Origin of the sequence: Micromonospora sediminimaris, from assembly GCF_016863575.1 — a bacterium.
Taxonomy (GTDB): Bacteria; Actinomycetota; Actinomycetes; order Mycobacteriales; family Micromonosporaceae; genus Micromonospora; species Micromonospora sediminimaris.
The window spans coordinates 17,415-36,256 of the sequence record NZ_BOPD01000040.1 but is presented as its reverse complement, the minus strand read 5'-3'; the positions used below and the strand labels follow the sequence as shown (position 1 = coordinate 36,256).

Annotated in this window: 19 protein-coding genes; 16 read left to right on the top strand and 3 right to left on the bottom strand. The window is 71.7% G+C overall.

Translation table 11 applies throughout. The features are described from left to right. The 7 genes from Vse01_RS25840 to Vse01_RS25810 all read left to right on the top strand — a co-directional run bounded on the left by Vse01_RS25840 (position 1) and on the right by Vse01_RS25810 (position 6,087). The gene (locus Vse01_RS25840) at positions 1-903 is read left to right on the top strand and encodes a sulfotransferase domain-containing protein (protein WP_093404808.1); all 903 of its coding nucleotides are present in this window, start codon (positions 1-3) and stop codon (positions 901-903) included. Further along, the gene (locus tag Vse01_RS25835) at positions 900-2,150 is read left to right on the top strand and encodes a serine/threonine-protein kinase (RefSeq protein WP_093404370.1); all 1,251 of its coding nucleotides are present in this window, start codon (positions 900-902) and stop codon (positions 2,148-2,150) included. Before Vse01_RS25840 ends, Vse01_RS25835 begins: the two co-directional genes overlap by 4 nt. 32 nt (positions 2,151-2,182) lie before the next feature. Then, positions 2,183-2,665, top strand: coding sequence for a glycosyltransferase family protein (locus Vse01_RS25830; RefSeq protein WP_093404367.1), 483 nt, complete (start codon positions 2,183-2,185; stop codon positions 2,663-2,665). A 77-nt stretch (positions 2,666-2,742) separates the two neighbouring features. Then, positions 2,743-3,360, top strand: coding sequence for a glycosyltransferase (locus Vse01_RS25825; protein ID WP_232511251.1), 618 nt, complete (start codon positions 2,743-2,745; stop codon positions 3,358-3,360). Further along, positions 3,357-4,277 (top strand): glycosyltransferase family 2 protein, encoded by a 921-nt coding sequence (locus Vse01_RS25820; RefSeq protein ID WP_093404803.1) that lies wholly within the window; start codon positions 3,357-3,359, stop codon positions 4,275-4,277. The genes Vse01_RS25825 and Vse01_RS25820 overlap by 4 nt, the downstream gene beginning before the upstream one ends. 119 nt (positions 4,278-4,396) lie before the next feature. Next, entirely contained in the window at positions 4,397-5,575 is a 1,179-nt protein-coding gene (aroC, locus tag Vse01_RS25815) for a chorismate synthase (protein ID WP_093404364.1), read from the top strand. Further along, on the top strand, positions 5,572-6,087 hold the full coding sequence (locus Vse01_RS25810; protein ID WP_093404362.1) for a shikimate kinase: 516 nt from the start codon (positions 5,572-5,574) through the stop codon (positions 6,085-6,087). The genes aroC and Vse01_RS25810 overlap by 4 nt, the downstream gene beginning before the upstream one ends. A gap of 48 nt (positions 6,088-6,135) precedes the next feature. Here Vse01_RS25810 and Vse01_RS25805 read toward each other — a convergent pair whose 3' ends face one another. Together Vse01_RS25805 and Vse01_RS25800 are read right to left on the bottom strand one after the other, a co-directional pair. Continuing rightward, positions 6,136-6,939: a cytochrome c oxidase assembly protein gene (locus Vse01_RS25805; RefSeq protein ID WP_232511238.1), complete on the bottom strand. Its 804-nt coding sequence runs from the start codon at positions 6,937-6,939 to the stop codon at positions 6,136-6,138. After that, entirely contained in the window at positions 6,921-7,499 is a 579-nt protein-coding gene (locus Vse01_RS25800) for a DUF2243 domain-containing protein (RefSeq protein ID WP_093404359.1), read from the bottom strand. The genes Vse01_RS25805 and Vse01_RS25800 overlap by 19 nt, the downstream gene beginning before the upstream one ends. 131 nt (positions 7,500-7,630) lie before the next feature. Here Vse01_RS25800 and aroB point away from each other — a divergent pair, with 131 nt between their 5' ends. The 4 genes from aroB (at position 7,631) to nusB (ending at position 10,644) form a co-directional block, all read left to right on the top strand. Next, entirely contained in the window at positions 7,631-8,707 is a 1,077-nt protein-coding gene (gene aroB, locus Vse01_RS25795; protein ID WP_093404357.1) for a 3-dehydroquinate synthase, read from the top strand. A 2-nt stretch (positions 8,708-8,709) separates the two neighbouring features. Further along, entirely contained in the window at positions 8,710-9,150 is a 441-nt protein-coding gene (aroQ, locus tag Vse01_RS25790; protein WP_093404797.1) for a type II 3-dehydroquinate dehydratase, read from the top strand. A 502-nt stretch (positions 9,151-9,652) separates the two neighbouring features. Beyond that, complete coding sequence (gene efp, locus Vse01_RS25785; RefSeq protein ID WP_093404355.1) at positions 9,653-10,210, top strand: elongation factor P; 558 nt, start codon at positions 9,653-9,655, stop codon at positions 10,208-10,210. Positions 10,211-10,233: 23 nt separating this feature from the next. Beyond that, positions 10,234-10,644, top strand: coding sequence for a transcription antitermination factor NusB (gene nusB / locus Vse01_RS25780; protein ID WP_170863437.1), 411 nt, complete (start codon positions 10,234-10,236; stop codon positions 10,642-10,644). A gap of 95 nt (positions 10,645-10,739) precedes the next feature. Here nusB and bldD read toward each other — a convergent pair whose 3' ends face one another. Beyond that, entirely contained in the window at positions 10,740-11,228 is a 489-nt protein-coding gene (gene bldD / locus Vse01_RS25775; protein ID WP_007458348.1) for a transcriptional regulator BldD, read from the bottom strand. A gap of 315 nt (positions 11,229-11,543) precedes the next feature. On the opposite strand from bldD, the gene pyrR reads away from it, so the two are divergent. The 5 genes from pyrR to carB are packed head-to-tail and all read left to right on the top strand — an operon-like array spanning position 11,544 to position 18,819. Continuing rightward, positions 11,544-12,128, top strand: a complete 585-nt coding sequence (gene pyrR, locus Vse01_RS25770) for a bifunctional pyr operon transcriptional regulator/uracil phosphoribosyltransferase PyrR (protein ID WP_093404350.1) — start codon at positions 11,544-11,546, stop codon at positions 12,126-12,128. After that, entirely contained in the window at positions 12,125-13,051 is a 927-nt protein-coding gene (locus Vse01_RS25765) for an aspartate carbamoyltransferase catalytic subunit (RefSeq protein WP_093404346.1), read from the top strand. Before pyrR ends, Vse01_RS25765 begins: the two co-directional genes overlap by 4 nt. Further along, a complete protein-coding gene (locus tag Vse01_RS25760; RefSeq protein WP_093404343.1) occupies positions 13,048-14,325 on the top strand; it encodes a dihydroorotase in 1,278 nt (425 codons plus the stop codon). The genes Vse01_RS25765 and Vse01_RS25760 overlap by 4 nt, the downstream gene beginning before the upstream one ends. Continuing rightward, complete coding sequence (gene carA, locus Vse01_RS25755) at positions 14,322-15,482, top strand: glutamine-hydrolyzing carbamoyl-phosphate synthase small subunit (protein ID WP_093404340.1); 1,161 nt, start codon at positions 14,322-14,324, stop codon at positions 15,480-15,482. The genes Vse01_RS25760 and carA overlap by 4 nt, the downstream gene beginning before the upstream one ends. Further along, entirely contained in the window at positions 15,475-18,819 is a 3,345-nt protein-coding gene (gene carB, locus Vse01_RS25750; protein WP_093404337.1) for a carbamoyl-phosphate synthase large subunit, read from the top strand. The genes carA and carB overlap by 8 nt, the downstream gene beginning before the upstream one ends. Positions 18,820-18,842: the final 23 nt, after the last annotated feature.

Here is an 18,842-nt window from a genome sequence, read left to right as displayed (position 1 = left end):
GTGTCGTCCATTCGCGACCGGGTGAAGCAGTTGGTGCCGACCCAGGTGACGAACCGGGTACGGGAAAGCCTCGTCGACTACGGGGTACGCACCAGCGACCGCCGGCCGTTACCGGACTTCCTCATCATCGGCACCAAGCGCGGCGGCACCACCTCGCTGTGGAACTACCTGATCCAGCATCCGTTGGTGCCACGGCTCTTCCCGGCCTGGAACACGAAGTCCTCGCACTACTTCGAGGAACACTGGCACCGCGGCGAGGCGTGGTACCGCTCGCACTTCCCGACCCTGCGGCAGCGGGAGGCGCTGGAGAACCGCCACGGCGGTCCGGTTCGCGTCGGTGAGGCCGCCCCGCTGTACATGTTCCACCCGCTGGCCGCCGAGCGGGTGTCCGCGCTGATGCCCTCGGTGCGGCTGATCGTGCTGCTACGCGACCCGGTGGAACGGGCCTACTCGCACTGGAAGGAGCGGCGGACCAACGGCGTGGAGCCGCTCGACTTCGCCGCCGCACTGGCCGCCGAGGCGGAGCGCACGGCAGGGGAGCGGGACCGGCTGATCGCCGAACCGAACTACTTCAGCGAGCCCTACGACTGGTACACCTACCGGGCGCGGGGTCGGTACCTGGAACACCTGCAACCGTGGCTGGAGCGCTTCGACCGTAGCCAGATCCTCTTCCTGCCCAGCGAGGAGTTGTACCGCGACGCGCGGGCCACCTACCGGCGCACCCTGGACTTCCTCGGCCTCCCCCCGTTCGACCTGCCGAACTTCAAGGTCTACAACGACCGGCGGTCCGCACCCCTGGAGCCGGCGCTGCGCGCCGAGCTGACCGCGTACTACCGCCCGCACAACGAGGCGTTGCGGCAGCGGCTGGGACTGCGGCTCGACTGGCCGGACCGGGTCGCGTGACCGCCTCGGCCACCACCACGGGCGACCCCCGCAGCCGCGACGACGGGCTGGGCTGGGTCACCCGGGCCGTCTTCTCCGACGCCCGGGTCGCGGTGACCGTGGACGCCGAGCCGCCGGCCGGGCACACCGTCGTGGCCCGGTACGCGGTGGTGCCGTCGGTGGCTCGGGCCCGCTTCCTGCTGCCGTTGGGCTGCCCCCGGGTCGCGGCGGCGGCGCTGCTGTCGTACAACGCCCTGCGCCCGGCGAAGCTGCGCGCGGCGCGGGCGGTGCTCGGTGTCGCGGCACGGGCCGGCGCGGTGGACCGGGCCCCCTTTCCGGTGCTGACCGTGGCGCTGCCGGTCGGGCTCGACCCGGCGGAGGTGCTGCTCGCCGCGCGGGTCGGTGCCGAACTCGGCGCGCCGGTACACGCCGCCTGCGGGGTGCGCCCACCGGACCCGAACCACAAGCCAACGCTGCAACTGTTCGACGGCCGGGGCGAGCCGCGCGGGTACGCGAAGATCGGCTGGAACGACGCGACGCGGGCGCTGGTCACCACCGAGGCCGCGGCGCTACGGGAGGTCGCCGGGCTGGCCGGGACAGCCGGTCATCCCGGCACCACCCGCCTGCTCACCGAGTTCGCCTGGGCCGGGCAGGCGGTGGCGGTGGTCGAACCGCTGCCGGCGCGGATCCGTGGGGTGTCCGTCGACACGCCGCCCGACCTGACTGCGCTGCTCGCGGTGGCCCGGCGGGGCGGCCCACCGGCGCCGGCCCGGCAACTGGCCGGCTCACCGTTCCTGGCCCGGCTGACCGCGCAGGCGCGGCGCGCCGCCGAAACCGTCGGCGACCGTGCGTCGGCCGCCGTCGCCGACCTGGCTCGCCGGCACGGTGACGTGGCCATCGAGTTCGGCCACTGGCACGGCGACTGGGTGCCGTGGAACCTCGGCCGGCACGAGGGGGAACTCATCGCCTGGGACTGGGAGCACAGCGGACCGGAGGTACCCGTCGGCTTCGACCTGGCCCACGACGCGTTCCAACGCGCGCTGGTGGCGCGCGGCGAACCGGCCGCCGAGGCGGCCCGGCAGGTCGACACCTGGCTCAACCGGCACGGTGACGTGCTGGGGCTGGACCGGGCACGGCAGCGGCTGGTGGCCGATGCCTACCTGGTGGAGATGTGGCTGCGGACCTGGCGGCTGGCGGACGCCGGTGCCGGCTGGAATCCGGCGCTGCATCCCGCCCTGCTGGACACCATTTCGAACCGACACAGCTGACCGACACGTCAAGCGGACTTGTGGGGAGTCGCGTGGACAACACAAACGAAGGAGCCGACCAGCAGCCGGTGCTGCTGCTGGTCGGGTCGAGCGGAGGGCACCTGGCGCAGTTGCTCGCCCTGCGGCCCTGGTACGAAACCTGGCGACGGTGCTGGGTCACCTTCGACACGCCCGAGGCGCTGTCGCTGCTGGCCGGGGAGGACGTCGTTCCGGCGTACCATCCCACCACCCGCCACCTGGGCAACCTGCTGCGCAACGCGTGGCTGGCCGTCCGGGTGCTACGTCGGCGGCGGGTCGCCGCGGTGGTCACCACCGGCGCGGGCGTGGCGGTGCCGTTCGTCGTGTTCGCCCGGCTGCGCCGCATCCCGACCGTCTACATCGAGGTCTACGACCGGATCGACACACCGACGCTCACCGCCCGGCTGTGCCGCCCGTTCCTGTCGGCGATGCTCGTGCAGTGGGAGGAGCAGCGCCGCCAGTACCCGGAGGCCACAGTCGTGGGGACGCTGCTGTGAGCGGCGACGCGCCCGGCGACGGGCACCGGGCCACGCCGGTGCGGCCCCGCCCGGCCCCCGAGGAGCCGACGGTACGCGTGCCGGAGCCGCGCGAGCCGGGCACCGACGGCCGGCCGCGGGTGCTGGTGGCTGTCGGCACCGACAAACATCCGTTCGACCGGCTGGTCGACTGGCTGCGCGAGTGGCACGACGAGTTTGCCGGTGAGGTTCGGTTGACCGTGCAGCACGGCCACACCCGGGCGGATGACCTGCCCGACGCGGTGCCGTTCCTCGGCCACGCCGAGTTGCAGGCGGCGATGGCCGGGGCCGACCTGGTGGTCTGCCACGGCGGGCCGGCCACCATCCTGGAGGCCCGCCGGCACGGGCACCTGCCGATCGTGGTGCCCCGCGATCCGACCCGGGGCGAGCATGTCGACGACCATCAGCTGTTGTTCGCCCGCCGGCTCGGCGCGGCCGGCCTGGTGGCGCTCTGCGAGTCGCGGCAGGAGTTGCTGGACACGCTGGCCGCCGGTCTCGCTGACCGGGCCCGGTTCACCGTCGCCGTGGACGCCGGTGCGGCCGACGGGCGACGCGCCGCGGTGCGACGGGTGGGAGTGATCGTCGAAGACCTGGTGGCCGCCGCCGCGCAGCGGCACCACCGACCCTGGTGGCGGCCGTGGCGCGGACCCGGCCCGAACGGAAGGCGGAAGCCGTGACCCCGTACCCGAGCGTGAGCGCCGTGGTGCCCACCCGCGACCGGCCGGAGCTGCTGCGGGCCGCGGTACGGGCCATCGTCGCCCAGGACTACCCGGGGCCGGTCGAGGTGGTCGTCGTCTACGACCAGTCCGAACCGGACCCGACGCTGGCGGAGCTGTCCGCGCCGGACCGGCCGGTGCGGGTCATCACCAACGCGCGCACGCCCGGCCTGGCCGGTGCCCGCAACACGGGCACCCTTGCCGCCTCCGGTGAACTGGTCGCCTTCTGCGACGACGACGACGAGTGGCTGCCCGGCAAGCTGCGCGCCCAGACCGAGGCGCTGGCCGCCGTGCCCGGCGCTGAGTTCGTCAGCTGCGGCATCCGGGTCAGCTACGACGGGCACACCGTTGAGCGGGTGCTGGACCGCGACTCGATCAGCCTGGCCGACTTGCTGCGCGACCGGATGACCGAACTGCATCCGTCGACCTTCGTCATCCGGGCGGCGGCGTTGCGGGACGGGTTCGGGCTCGTCGACGAGGAGATCCCGGGCAGCTACGCCGAGGACTACGAGTTCCTGCTCCGGGCCGCCCGCAGCGCACCGCTTGTCAACCTGCGCACCCCGTACGTGGTGGTGCGCTGGCACAAACGGTCGTACTTCGCCCAGCGGTGGGACACCATCTCCGAGGCGTTGCAGTGGCTGCTGGACCGCTACCCCGAGTTCGCCAGCCAACCGGCGGGGCAGGCCCGGGTCACCGGGCAGATCGCCTTCGCCCGCGCCGCGTCGGGGGACTCCCGGGGCGCGGTGCGCTGGGCCCGACGGACCATCCGGCGCAACCCGCGCGAACCCCGTGCCTATCTGGCCCTGGCGGTCGCCGGGCGGGTGGTGCGCGCCGACACGGTGCTGCGCACCCTGCACCGACGCGGCCGGGGCATCTGACCGCCCGCTGTGCCGTCTGCCTCCGCCGCCCGCGTCGGGGTCGCGGCCGCCGCGTCCGTAGGGCGGGACGCGGCGGGCGGCGCGGGGCGACGGACACCGGGCGTGACAGACTCAGGGCTGTGTTGCGCTGGTTGACCGCAGGGGAATCGCACGGACCCGCTCTCGTCGCGTTACTGGAGGGGGTGCCGGCCGGTGTCGAGGTGACCTCCACCGAGATAGCCGGAGAGCTGGCCCGCCGCCGGCTCGGCTACGGCCGGGGCGCCCGGATGTCGTTCGAGCAGGACGAGATCGAGATCGTCGGCGGCCTGCGGCACGGGGTGACCCTGGGCAGCCCGGTCGCCATCCGGGTCGGAAACTCCGAGTGGCCCAAGTGGCGCACCGTGATGGCCGCCGACCCGGTCGACCCCGACGAGTTGGCCCGGCAGGCCCGCAACGCGCCGCTGACCCGGCCCCGACCCGGCCACGCCGACCTGGCCGGCATGCAGAAGTACGGCCACACCGACGCCCGGCCGATCCTGGAGCGGGCCAGCGCGCGGGAGACCGCCGCCCGGGTCGCCGTCGGCACGGTGGCCAAGGCTCTGGTGCAGCAGGCGCTCGGCATCGAGATCGTCTCGCACGTGGTGGAACTGGGCCCGGTCGCCGTCAAGCCGGGGCTGCGGCCCCGCCCGGAAGACGCCGAGCGGATCGACGCCGACCCGTTGCGCTGCCTCGACCCGGAGGCCAGCGCCCGGATGGTCGCCGAGGTCGACGCCGCGAAGAAGGCCGCCGACACCCTCGGCGGCGTGGTCGAGGTGCTGGCGTACGGCGTACCGCCGGGTCTGGGCAGCCACGTGCAGTGGGACCGTAAGCTCGACGCCCGGCTGGCCACCGCGTTGATGTCGATTCAGGCGATCAAGGGTGTGGAGATCGGCGACGGCTGGCAGCAGGCCCGGTCCCGGGGTTCCGAGGCGCACGACGAGATCATGCCCACCGCCACCGGCGTGCGGCGGGTCACCGACCGGGCCGGCGGCCTGGAGGGCGGCATCACCACGGGTGAGCCGCTGCGGGTGAAGGCGGCGATGAAGCCGATCTCCTCGTTGAACCGGGCCCTCGCGACGGTGGACGTCACCACAGGTGAGCCGGCCACCGCCATCAACCAGCGCTCCGACGTCTGCGCGGTGCCGGCCGCCGCCGTGGTGGCCGAGGCGATGGTGGCGCTGGTGCTGGCGGAGGCGGCGGTGGAGAAGTTCGGCGGTGACTCGGTCGCCGAGATGCGCCGTAACCTGGCCGGTTACCTCGACGCGCTGGTGATCCGGTGACCGGTCCGACCCGGCCGGTCTGCGTGCTGGTCGGCGCGCCCGGCTCGGGCAAGACCACTGTCGGGCAGGGCCTTGCGGCAGCGCTCGGCGTCGAGTTCCGCGACACCGACACCGACATCGAGCGCCTGGCGGGCAAGCCGATCCCGGAGATCTTCGTCGACGAGGGGGAGGCGCACTTCCGTACCCTCGAACGGGCGGCGCTGGCCGCGGCGCTGGCCTCCTGCTCCGGGGTGCTCGCCCTCGGCGGCGGCGCGGTGCTGGCCGAGGAGAACCGGGCCGCACTTGTCGGTCACCGGGTGGTGCACCTCTCCGTCGAGCTGCCGGACGCGGTCAAACGGGTCGGCCTCGGCGCCGGCCGGCCGCTGCTGGCGATCAACCCCCGGGCCACTCTGAAACATCTGATGGACCAGCGTCGGCCGTTGTACGCCGAGGTCGCCACCGCCACCGTGGTCACCGACGGCCGCACCCCCGAGGAGATCGTCACCGAGATCGCCGCCCTGCTGAAGCCGTAGCGCTCGGTTCTGGCGGTGTCGGCTGGTGGCGTGGGGCCCCACCCGGGTTCAGGATCCGGCGGTGACGGGGGTGCCGACCGTCCGGCGGCGTCGCGGCCGGGGACGCCAGGTGGTCAGCAGGGCGAGGGCGAGCAGGATCTCGGCGAGGTCGCCGCCGTAGTACATCACCGTCGCGCCGGCGCGCAGCTGCTCCGCAGTCGCCGGCACGTCGACAAGCAGGCCCGCGTACATCAGTTGGGCGAGGCTGGCGTGGGCGACCACCGCCGCGCCGAGCACCACCAGCCGGACCGGTACGCGGGCCCGGTGCGGGTAGGGTTCCGGGCCGGCGATCGACCAGGTGAACAGCAGCCCGCTGAGCAGGAAGTGCAGGTTGACCAGGTCGTGCAGGGCCGCGCTGTCGAGGGTGGCCCGGTACAGCGGGGTGAGGTAGAGCAGCCACAGCCCGCCGGCGGTGAGCAGCAACCCGGTGACCGGGTGGGTCAGTGGTCGCAACGCCGGATGGCTCAACTTCCGCAGCGCCGCCCGTCCGGTCCGCCGGTCGACGCAGCGCAGCGCCAGGATGCCGGGTGCGCCGAGCACCAGCCCCAGCGGCGCCAGCATGCCGAGCAGCAGATGCTGCCACATGTGCGCGGCGAAGTCGTCCGCCGGCAACAACAGGGCGATGGCGAGCAGGGCGCACCCGACGGCGAAGGCCGCCGTGCGCCAGTGGCTCCAGCCGGCCCGGTCGGGGGCCCGCTGCCGCAACGCGGCGGCCAGGTAGAGCCAGCCGGCCAGCAGCGGTACGAGCAGTGCCGGGCCGACGCTGGCGGCGTGCTCGGCCCCGTGCGTCGAGATCAGGACCGGACTGACCACCAGCGGGGGACCCACCCCTGTCGGCCCGGGGTCGGCGTCCGCCGCTCGCCGGCACCGGCGTCCACGATGGTGGCGCGGCGCTGCACGAGCCACCCGACGACGATCAGCGCGACGCCCAACGCGAGGAAGCCGAGGTCCCACCAAAGCTGGTGTTCGCCGGCACGGACGTGGTGGATGCCCAGGATGTGGTGGTCGATGATGCCTTCGATCAGGTTGAACAGGCCCCAGCCGATCAACGCCCAGCCCCACAGCATGGGCGAGCGCCACAGCCGTCCCCGGGAGCGGGTCACCCGTGAGTAGAGCATCGCGAGTCCGGTGAGCACGGCCACCCAGGCCACCACGTGGAACAGGCCGTCCCAGACGGTGTTCATCTCCAGCCCGGCGACGGTGTCCACCGGGTACTCGCGTACCCCGATGTTGTCGCTGCCGGTGCTGCTGAGCATGTGGTGCCACTGGAAGACCTGGTGCAGCAGGATGCCGTCGACGAAACCGCCGAGGCCGAAGCCGAGGATGGTGGCGGGCAGCCGGATGTCGGCACCGTCGATCGTCCGCCCGGTCATGTCGACCCCCTCGCTCGTCCGTGCCCTGGCTGCCCGTGCCCGCTACGCGGAGTGTTAAACGTCGTTCCACCCCTCGGGCATCCGGTGGCGGCGCGGGTCGGATCGGTGGTGGGTGGGCTAGGCTCCCGGCGATGGACGAGGTGACCCGGATCCCGGTCGGTGGCGAACGGCCGTACGACGTGCTGGTCGGCCGCGACCTGCTTGACGCGCTGCCTGGCCTGCTGCCCGATGCCGCCAAGGTCGCGGTGCTGTATGCGCCGCCCCTGAAGGAGTTGGCCGACGCGGTAGGCGCCGGCCTGGCCGCGGCCGGCGTGACCCCCCTGCCGATCGAGGTGCCCGACGCCGAGGCCAGCAAGCACGTCGATGTGGCGGCGCAGTGCTGGGACCGGCTCGGCGAGGCGGGCTTCACCCGTACCGACGCGGTGGTCGGCATCGGTGGCGGCGCGGTCACCGACCTGGCCGGCTTCGTGGCGGCGTGTTGGCTGCGCGGGGTGCGGTGGGTGCCGGTGGCCACCTCGTTGCTCGGCATGGTCGACGCGGCGGTGGGTGGCAAGACCGGAATCAACACCGCCGCCGGCAAGAATCTCGTGGGTGCCTTCCACCCGCCGGTCGGCGTGCTGGCCGACCTGACCACGCTGGACAGCCTCCCGCCGGCCGACCTGGCCGCCGGCCTGGCCGAGGTGGTCAAGTGCGGGTTCATCGCTGATCCGGTCATCCTCGACCTGATCGAGGACGACCCGGCCGCCGCGACCGATCCGGCCGGGCCGGTCACCCGGGAGCTGATCGAGCGGGCCATCCGGGTCAAGGCCGACGTGGTCGCGGGAGACCTGCGTGAGTCGGGCGTACGGGAGGTGCTCAACTACGGGCACACGCTGGCCCACGCGATCGAGAAGGTCGAGGGTTACCGCTGGCGGCATGGTCACGCGGTGTCGGTCGGCCTGGTGTACGCCGCCGAGCTGGCCCGCCTCGCCGGCCGGTTGGACGCGGCCACCGCGTCGCGGCATCGGGCGGTGCTGACGGCGCTCGATCTGCCGACGGGTTACGCCGCCGACGCGTGGCCTCGCCTGCTGGCCACCATGCGGGTCGACAAGAAGGCCCGGGGCAGTCGGCTGCGTTTCGTGGTGCTCGACGGGCTGGCCCGACCGGCGATCCTCGACGGCCCGGACGACGACCTGCTGCACACCGCCTACGCCGCGGTGTCCCGATGACCATGCGGGTGTACGTGCTGAACGGGCCGAACCTGGGCCGGCTGGGTACCCGCCAGGTCGACGTCTACGGGGTGACCAGCTACGCCGGCCTGGTGGAACTCTGCGAGACCACCGGGCGGGACCTGGGCCTCGACGTCGTCGTGCGGCAGACCGACGCCGAGCATGAGTTGCTCGGCTGGCTGCACACCGCCGCCGACGAGGGTGCCGCCGTGGTGCTCAACCCGGCGGCCTGGTCGCACTACTCGATCGCGGTGCGGGACGCCTGCGCGATGCTGCGTGGGCCGTTGGTGGAGGTGCACATCTCCAACATCCACGCGCGGGAGGAGTTCCGTCACCACTCCGTCGTCTCGGCGGTGGCGACCGGCGTGATCTGCGGGCTCGGCGTCGACGGCTACCGTCTCGCCCTGCACCACCTGGCCGACCGCCGCGACCAGAGCGCCTGACGTCCCGAGCCGCCTGACGTCCCGAGCCGGCTGGCGACCGGACCGTTCGGCCTTCGACCTGCTGGCAAGGTCGGCTGACGGCTCGGCTGCACCTCATTCATGGCCGCAACTACGTTTGGTGACATCTACTCTCAGTGAGCAGTCACCGCCCCCGCCCAACAACCCCTTCCACCCTTTGCTCTGCTTCAACCCACGCACTAGCGGCTGAGCAGCACTTTCGGGAGCACGTTGGCGACGACGTACGGTGTTGTCGCCACCGACAGTGACTGTAGCGTGGGTTGAAGCAGAGCAAAGGGAGCGGGTTGATAAGTCGGGGGCGGGGCGGAGTGTCACTGACAGTGCTGCACAGGCGGGTTCAGTGCGCCGCATGCTGGCAGGCCGAGCCGGGCTGGACCTGTCGACCGGCGGTGGACCTTCGCGGGCGGCCGACGGCGGTCGGCGGGTCGCGAGGCGGCTAGTAGACTTGCCAGGTCTGTCCGCCAAATGATGATCAAGGCAGGAAATGGCCACCACCAACGACCTGAAGAACGGCCTGGTACTCAACCTCGACGGAGAGCTCTGGTCCGTCGTCGAGTTCCAGCACGTCAAGCCCGGTAAGGGTGGTGCGTTTGTGCGTACCACGCTGAAGAACGTGCTCTCCGGCAAGGTGGTCGACAAGACCTTCAACGCGGGCACCAAGGTTGAGACCGCGACCGTCGACAAGCGCACGATGCAGTATCTCTACGCCGACGGCGAGGACTACGTCTTCATGGACATGGAGACGTTCGACCAGATCACGGTTATGGGCGGGACGGTCGGCGAGGCAGCCAACTACCTGCTGCCCGAAGCCGAGGCGATCGTGGCCACCCACGAGGGCGTGCCGCTCTACGTCGAGCTGCCGACCTCGGTCGTGCTGGAGGTCACCTACACGGAGCCGGGCCTGCAGGGCGACCGGTCCACCGGTGGCAACAAGCCAGCGACGGTGGAGACGGGCGCGACCGTTCAGGTGCCGCTCTTCGTCACCACCGGCGAGAAGATCAAGGTCGACACCCGCGACGGCCGTTACCTCGGCCGCGCCTGATGTCCGAGGGTCCGAAGCAGCAGATGCCGGCGCGTCGCAAGGCGCGCAAGCGGGCGTTGGACGTGCTCTTCGAGGCCGACCTGCGTGATCGTCCGCCGGTCGAGGTGCTGGCCGGCTATGTCGAGCGGATCGAGAAGCCGCGTCCCGACCACCTCGGGTACGCGGTCGGCCTGGTCGAGGGGGTGGCCGGGCACCTGGACCGGATCGACGAGCTGATCTCCAGCTACGCCGAGGGCTGGACGCTGGACCGGATGCCTGTGGTCGACCGCAACCTGGCCCGGATCGCAGTCTACGAGCTGTTGTATCTCGACGAGATCGATGACGCGGTGGCGATCAGCGAGGCGGTGGAGCTGGCCCGGCAGATGTCGACCGACGACTCGCCCCGCTTCCTCAACGGTCTGCTCGGCCGGATCGCCGAGTACGCCACCCGTTGAGGTGGGCGGACGCCGCCGATGGGCGTCGCGCATCAGCGACGGAAGCGACGAAAGGGCCCGTGCGTCCGGCACGGGCCCTTTCGCGTGGTCGAATCTCAGGAGGCGAAGAACGCCCGGGGGTCGGCGACAAGTACGCCGTGCTCGGTCAGCCGCTCGATCAGGCCGGACGGCGAGGCGTCGTAGACGATCGCGAGGGCGCGCAGGTCGTCGGCACGGATCGACAGCACCCGGCCGTTGTAGTCGCCGCGCTGCTGCTGGATGGCGCGCGCGTAGCGGGCCACGTAGGCGAGATCCTCGCTGGCCTCGTCGTAGAGGCGCTCCAGGTCCAGAACGATCTTGCTGGTGGGTTCGTGTCGTACCCCGCTGCCGTCGGGCAGCAACTCCGAGACCGGCACGCGGTAGAACTCGGCCAGCTCGGCCAGACGGGACACCGTGACGGCCCGGTCGCCGCGCTCGTACGAGCCGACCACAACCGCCTTCCAACGCCCGTTCGACTTCTCCTCCACCCCCTGCAGGGACAGGCCCTGCTGCTGGCGGATGGAGCGCAGGCGGGCGCCCAGAGACTTGGCGTATTCAGAGGGCATTCGGACACTCCCAGTGCTGCTCGGGTTCTCCCAGCGATTCGCTACGGAGCGTGACGGTACGGGGATTCGTACACGTGGTCAAGTGGTCGCGATCTTCCCGTTGTGTACCCCGGGTGAGTTGTCCCGTTTCGCCTGGCTGACTGGCCAGTCAGCCAACGGCGACGGGTGACGCCGTCGTAGCTGGTGCCCGCGCGTCGAGGCGGCGGCGACCACTGGTAACGTTGCCGAAGCCCCTGCGCCGGCCACTCCCGGCCGGCCGGGAGGATCCGACGTCCTTTAACGACCCGTCCCGTGAGGCGGGGAAGGAGGTCCGCCGTGGCCTACCCATCGGCTGCCCCGTCGTCGCCGCCGCGACAACCCTCGGTGAAGGTGATATTGACCAGCGCCGACCTGCAACGCGTGGTCGACCGCATCGCTCACCAGATCCTCGAGAAGACCCAGGGCGCGGCTGACACCGTGCTGCTCGGTATCCCCACCCGGGGTGCCCCCCTCGCCAGCCGGCTCGCCGCCCGGATCAGCGCCTTCGAGGGCATTTCCGTGCCGGTCGGCGTGCTCGACATCACTCTCTATCGCGACGACCTGCGCCGGAACGCCACCCGGGCGGTCGGCCCCACCCAGTTGCCGGCCGGTGGCATCGACGGCAAGCGGGTGGTCCTCGTCGACGATGTCCTCTTCTCCGGCCGGACCGTCCGGGCGGCCCTCGACGCGCTCGGTGACCTTGGGCGGCCCGCTTCGGTGCAACTCGCCGTCCTGGTCGACCGGGGACACCGGCAGCTACCGATCCGCGCCGACTACGTCGGCAAGAACATCCCGACCGCCCTGGCCGAGAGTGTCAAGGTGACGCTGGTCGAGACCGACGGCACGGACGAGGTCCGGCTCTACGGGGAGGAGGCCCGATGATCAGGCACCTGCTTTCCGGCGCCGACCTGGACGCCGACACCGCCACCCAGATCCTGGACACCGCCGCCGAGATGGCCGCGGTGGCCGGTCGCGAGGTCAAGAAGTTGCCCGCGCTGCGGGGCAGGACCGTGGTGAATCTCTTCTACGAGGACTCGACCCGCACCCGGATCTCGTTCGAGGCGGCGGCCAAACGGCTCAGCGCCGACGTGATCAACTTCTCGGCGAAGGGTTCCAGCGTCGCCAAGGGCGAGAGCCTGAAGGACACCGCGCTGACCCTGCAGGCGATGGGGGCCGACGCGGTGGTGGTCCGGCACCCCGCCTCGGGGGCCCCGCACCGCCTCGCCGACTGGGTCGACGGTTCGGTGGTCAACGCCGGCGACGGCACCCACGAGCACCCCACCCAGGCGCTGCTCGACGCGTACACGATGCGGTCCCGGCTGGGCCGCCTGGCCGGCCTGTCGGTGGCGGTGGTCGGTGACGTGCTGCACTCCCGGGTGGCCCGTTCCAACGTGTTGCTGCTGTCCACCCTCGGCGCCAAGGTGACCCTGGTCGGGCCACCCACGCTCATCCCGGTCGACATCGCCGCCGCTCTCGCGCCGGGCACCGACGTCTGCTACGACCTCGACGCGGTGCTGCCCTCGTCGGACGTGGTGATGATGCTGCGGGTGCAGCGGGAGCGGATGAACGACTCGTACTTCCCGTCCGCCCGCGAGTACGCCCGCCGCTACGGCCTGGACGGGCCGCGGATGGGCCGACTGCCGGAGCACGCCATCGTCATGCATCCCGGCCCGATGAACCGGGGCATGGAGATCACGCCGGAGGTCGCGGACTCGCCCCGCTCCACCATCGTCGAACAGGTCGCCAACGGTGTCTCCGTCCGGATGGCCGTCCTCTACCTGCTGCTCGGGGGGAACAACCGGTGAACTCGTACCTGATCAGGAACGTCAGCATCCTCGGCGCCGCACCGACCGACCTGCTGATCCGCGACGGCGTCGTCGTCGAGACCGGCACGGGCCTGTCCGCGTCGGATGCCACCGTGATCGACGCCGACGGGCTGGTCGCCCTGCCCGGCCTGGTCGACCTGCACACCCACCTGCGTGAGCCCGGCCGGGAGGACGCCGAGACGGTCGAGACCGGTTCCCGGGCGGCGGCGCTCGGCGGCTACACCGCGGTCTGCGCGATGGCGAACACCTCGCCGGTGGCCGACACCGCGGGTGTGGTCGAGCAGGTGTGGCGGCTCGGCCGCGAGGCCGGGCTGGTCGACGTGCAGCCGATCGGCGCGGTCACCGTCGGCCTGGCCGGGGAGCGGCTGGCCGAACTCGGCGCGATGGCCGAGTCGGCGGCCCGGGTGCGGATCTTCTCCGACGACGGGCACTGTGTCGCAGACCCCCGGCTGATGCGCCGTGCGCTGGAGTACGTGAAGGCGTTCGACGGCATCATCGCCCAGCACGCCGAGGAGCCCCGGCTCACCGAGGGGGCGCAGATGCACGAGGGTGAGGTTTCCACCCGGCTGGGCCTGACCGGTTGGCCGGCGGTCGCCGAGGAGGCGATCATCGCGCGGGACGTGCTGCTGGCCGAGCACGTCGGCAGCCGGCTGCACATCTGCCACGTCTCCACCGCCGGCAGCGTCGAGGTGCTGCGCCACGCCAAGGCCCGGGGGGTACGCGTCACCGCTGAGGTGACCCCGCATCACCTGCTGCTCACCGACACACGTGCCGAGACCTACGACCCCGTCTTCAAGGTCAACCCGCCGCTGCGTACCGCGACCGACATCGCCGCGCTGCGGGCCGCGCTTGTCGACGGGGTGATCGACATCATCGCCACCGACCACGCCCCGCACGCGGTGGAGGACAAGGAGTGCGAGTGGGCGTACGCCCGGCCGGGCATGCTCGGGCTGGAGACGGCGCTGTCCATCGCGCTCGACGTGCTGGGTCCGCAGTGGGACCTGATCGCCGAGCGGATGTCCCGTACGCCGGCCCGGATCGCCGGGCTCACCGAACACGGCCACGACCCGGCCCCCGGGGCACCGGCCACCCTCACCCTGGTCGACCCGGCGGCCCGTCGGGTGATCGAGCCGGCGGAACTGGCCAGCCGTAGTCGCAACACCCCGTACGCCCGGATGACGCTGCCGGGTCGCATCGTGGCGACCTTCCTGCGTGGCGAGGCGACGGTCCTGGACGGAAAGGCTCTCAAGTGAAGCGCAGGTCGGCTCTTCTCGTCCTGGAGGACGGGCGCACCTTCCACGGCGAGGCGTACGGCAGCGTCGGGGAGACCTTCGGCGAGGCGGTCTTCAACACCGGGATGACCGGTTACCAGGAGACGCTGACCGACCCGTCGTACCACCGTCAGGTGGTGGTGCAGACCGCTCCACACATCGGTAACACCGGCGTCAACACCTCCGACGACGAGTCACGCCGGATCTGGGTGGCCGGTTACGTGGTGCGTGACCCGGCCAGGATCAGCTCCAACTGGCGGGCCACCGGCGGGCTGGAGGACCGGCTGGCCACCGAGGGCGTGGTCGGCATCAGCGGCGTGGACACCCGGGCCCTCACCCGTCACCTGCGCGAACGTGGCGCGATGCGGGTGGGCGTCTCCAGCGTCGAGGACGATCCCCGGGCGCTGCTCGAACGGGTCCGCCAGTCGCCGCAGATGCTCGGCGCGGACCTCTCCGCCGAGGTGACGACCGCGACGCCGTACGTGGTCGACGCCGAGGGCGAGCACCGGTTCACGGTGGCCGCGCTGGACCTGGGCATCAAGCGCAACGTGCCGCGCCGGCTCGCCGCCCGGGGCGTGACCACCCACGTGCTGCCGGCCCACTCGACAATCGAGGACCTGCTGGCCACCGGCGCCGACGCGGTCTTCTTCTCACCGGGCCCCGGTGACCCGGCGACCGCCGACGCGCCGGTCGCGCTGGCCCGCGAGGTGCTGCGCCGCGAGGTGCCGCTGTTCGGCATCTGCTTCGGCAGCCAGATCCTCGGCCGGGCGCTCGGCTTCGGCACCTACAAGCTCGGTTACGGCCACCGGGGCATCAACCAGCCCGTGCTCGACCGGGTCACCGGCAAGGTCGAGGTGACCAGCCACAACCACGGCTTCGCGGTGCAGGTGCCCGGGGCACGGCCGGGCGCGGTGGTGCCGGACCAGGTGATCGAGACCGAGTTCGGCGGCGTCCAGGTGTCGCATGTCTGCCTCAACGACAACGTGGTCGAAGGGCTGCGGGCGCGCGACGTGCCCGCCTTCACCGTTCAGTACCACCCGGAGGCGGCGGCCGGCCCGCACGACGCGGACTATCTCTTCGACCGCTTCGCCGAGCTGATCGACGGCCGGGCTCTCAGTGGGGGGCGTACCAATGCCTAAGCGGACCGATCTCAAGCACATCCTGGTGATCGGGTCGGGACCGATCGTCATCGGACAGGCCTGCGAGTTCGACTACTCGGGTACTCAGGCGTGCCGGGTACTGCGCGCCGAGGGGATCCGGGTCAGCCTGGTCAACTCCAATCCGGCCACCATCATGACCGACCCGGAGTTCGCCGACGCCACCTACGTCGAGCCGATCACCCCGGAGTTCGTCGAGCTGGTCATCGCCAAGGAGCGTCCGGACGCGGTGCTGCCCACCCTGGGTGGGCAGACCGCCCTGAACACCGCCGTGGCGTTGCACGAGGCCGGGGTGCTGGAGAAGTACGGCGTCGAGCTGATCGGCGCGAACATCGACGCGATCCGGCGCGGCGAGGACCGGCAGCTGTTCAAGGAGATCGTGGCGAAGGCCGGCGTACGCCTCGGCGTCGAGGATCCGGCGAGCCTGGTGCCGCGTTCGCGGGTCTGCCACTCGATGGACGAGGTCCGCGAGACGGTGGCCGAGCTGGGCCTGCCGGTGGTGATCCGGCCGTCGTTCACCATGGGTGGTCTCGGTTCGGGCATGGCGCACACCGATGCCGACCTGGAACGCATCGCGGGTGCCGGGCTGGCTGCCAGCCCGGTGCACGAGGTGCTCATCGAGGAGAGCGTGCTCGGCTGGAAGGAGTACGAACTCGAACTCATGCGGGACCGCCACGACAACGTGGTGGTGGTCTGCTCGATCGAGAACGTCGACCCGATGGGCGTGCACACCGGTGACAGCGTGACCGTGGCGCCGGCCATGACGCTCACCGACCGGGAGTACCAGCACCTGCGGGATCTGGGCATCGCGGTGCTGCGCGAGGTCGGCGTGGACACCGGTGGCTGCAACATCCAGTTCGCGGTGAACCCGGCCGACGGTCGCATCGTCGTCATTGAGATGAACCCGCGGGTGTCCCGCTCGTCGGCGCTGGCGTCGAAGGCGACCGGCTTCCCGATCGCGAAGATCGCCGCGAAGCTGGCCATCGGCTACACCCTCGATGAGATCCCCAACGACATCACCCGCAAGACGCCGGCCGCGTTCGAGCCGACGCTTGACTACGTGGTGGTGAAGATCCCCCGGTTCGCGTTCGAGAAGTTCCCCGGCGCGGATCCGGAGCTGACCACCACGATGAAGTCGGTCGGCGAGGCGATGAGCCTCGGGCGCAACTTCCCCGAGGCGCTGAACAAGGCGATGCGCTCGATGGAGACCAAGGCCGCCGGCTTCTGGACCGTGCCCGACCCGGTCGGGGCGACGAAGGAGAACACCCTCGCCGCGCTGGGCATGCCGCACGACGGGCGGCTCTACACGGTGGAGCGGGCGTTGCGGCTCGGTGCCTCGATCGCCGAGGTCAGCGCCGCCTCCGGCGGCATCGACCCGTGGTTCCTGGACCAGATCGCCGCCCTGGTCGAGTTGCGTGCGGAGATCGTGGCGGCGCCGGTGCTGGACGCGGAGCTGCTGCGCCGGGCGAAGCGGGCCGGCCTCTCCGACCGGCAGCTTGCCGCGCTGCGTCCCGAACTGGCCGCCGAGGACGGGGTCCGTACGCTGCGGCACCGCCTCGGCCTCCGGCCGGTCTACAAGACGGTGGACACCTGCGCCGCGGAGTTCGAGGCCACCACCCCGTACCACTACTCCGCTTATGACGAGGAGACGGAGGTGGCCGGCTCGGCGCGGCCCAAGGTGCTGATCCTGGGTTCCGGACCGAACCGGATCGGGCAGGGCATCGAGTTCGACTACTCCTGCGTGCACGCGGTCATGGCCCTGAAGGGGTCCTACGAGACCGTCATGGTCAACTGCAATCCGGAGACCGTCTCCACCGACTACGACACCGCCGACCGGCTCTACTTCGAGCCGCTGACCTTCGAGGACGTGCTGGAGGTCTGGCACGCGGAGGACTCCTCCGGCCGGGCCGTCGGCGGGCCGGGCGTGGTCGGCGTGATCGTGCAGCTGGGTGGGCAGACCCCGCTCGGACTGGCCCAGCGACTCAAGGACGCCGGGGTGCCGGTGGTGGGTACCTCACCGGAGTCGATCCACCTGGCCGAGGAACGTGGCGCCTTCGGATCGCTGCTGGCCCGGGCCGGCCTGCGCGCGCCGGACCACGGCACCGCCACCTCGTACGAGGAGGCGAAGGAGATCGCCGACGAGATCGGCTACCCGGTGCTGGTCCGGCCGTCGTACGTGCTCGGCGGGCGGGGTATGGAGATCGTCTACGACGACGCCACGCTGCGCGACTACATCGGCCGGGCCACCGACATCTCGCCGGACCATCCGGTGCTTGTCGACAGTTTCCTCGACGACGCCATCGAGATCGACGTGGACGCGCTCTGCGACGCCGACGGCGCGGTCTACCTCGGCGGGATCATGGAGCACATCGAGGAGGCGGGCATCCACTCCGGCGACTCCTCCTGCGCCCTGCCGCCGATCACCCTGGCCAGTTCGCACGTGGCCCAGGTCCGCCGGTACACCGAGGCCATCGCGCGGGGCATCGGCGTACGCGGGCTGCTCAACGTGCAGTACGCGCTGAAGGACGACGCGCTGTACGTGCTGGAGGCCAACCCGCGCGCCTCGCGTACCGTGCCGTTCGTCTCGAAGGCCACGGCGGTGCCGCTGGCGAAGGCGGCGGCCCGGATCGCGCTCGGCGCGACCCTGGCCGAGTTGCGCGCCGAGGGCATGTTGCCGACGACCGGGGACGGCGGTTCGCTGCCGCCGGACGCCCCGATCGCGGTGAAGGAGGCGGTGCTGCCGTTCAAGCGGTTCCGTACCCCGGCGGGCAAGGGGGTGGATTCGCTGCTCGGCCCGGAGATGAAGTCGACAGGCGAGGTGATGGGGATCGACACCGCCTTCGGGCACGCCTTCGCCAAGTCACAGTCGGCGGCGTACGGGTCGCTGCCGACCGAGGGCAGGATCTTCGTCTCGGTGGCCAACCGCGACAAGCGCGGCATGATCTTCCCGATCAAGCGGCTGGCCGATCTCGGCTTCGACATCGTCGCGACCAGCGGTACCGCCGAGGTGCTGCGCCGGCACGGCATCGCCTGCGAGCAGGTCCCGAAGCACTACGAGGCCGATTCCGAGGACGACGCGGTGTCGTTGATCCTCGGTGGCCACGTCGCTCTTGTGATCAACACGCCACAGGGTTCGGGTGCCAGCGCCCGCTCGGACGGTTACGAGATCCGCAGCGCCGCGGTCACCGCCGACATCCCCTGCGTCACCACCGTCCCCGGCGCCGCCGCCGCGGTCATGGGAATCGAGGCGAGGATCCGCGGCGACATGCAGGTACGCCCCCTCCAGGCCCTCCACGCCACCCTCCGGTCCGCCCAGTGACCCCCCACCCCTCGGCCACCACC

Coding starts and splice junctions, on each gene's coding strand:
- bldD (WP_007458348.1), bottom strand. CDS start 11,228: ATGCCCTCTGAATACGCCAAGTCTCTGGGCGCCCGCCTGCGCTCCATC.
- aroB (WP_093404357.1), top strand. CDS start 7,631: ATGGACGAGGTGACCCGGATCCCGGTCGGTGGCGAACGGCCGTACGAC.
- nusB (WP_170863437.1), top strand. CDS start 10,234: ATGCCGGCGCGTCGCAAGGCGCGCAAGCGGGCGTTGGACGTGCTCTTC.
- aroQ (WP_093404797.1), top strand. CDS start 8,710: ATGCGGGTGTACGTGCTGAACGGGCCGAACCTGGGCCGGCTGGGTACC.
- Vse01_RS25765 (WP_093404346.1), top strand. CDS start 12,125: ATGATCAGGCACCTGCTTTCCGGCGCCGACCTGGACGCCGACACCGCC.
- carB (WP_093404337.1), top strand. CDS start 15,475: ATGCCTAAGCGGACCGATCTCAAGCACATCCTGGTGATCGGGTCGGGA.
- Vse01_RS25800 (WP_093404359.1), bottom strand. CDS start 7,499: ATGACCGGGCGGACGATCGACGGTGCCGACATCCGGCTGCCCGCCACC.
- efp (WP_093404355.1), top strand. CDS start 9,653: ATGGCCACCACCAACGACCTGAAGAACGGCCTGGTACTCAACCTCGAC.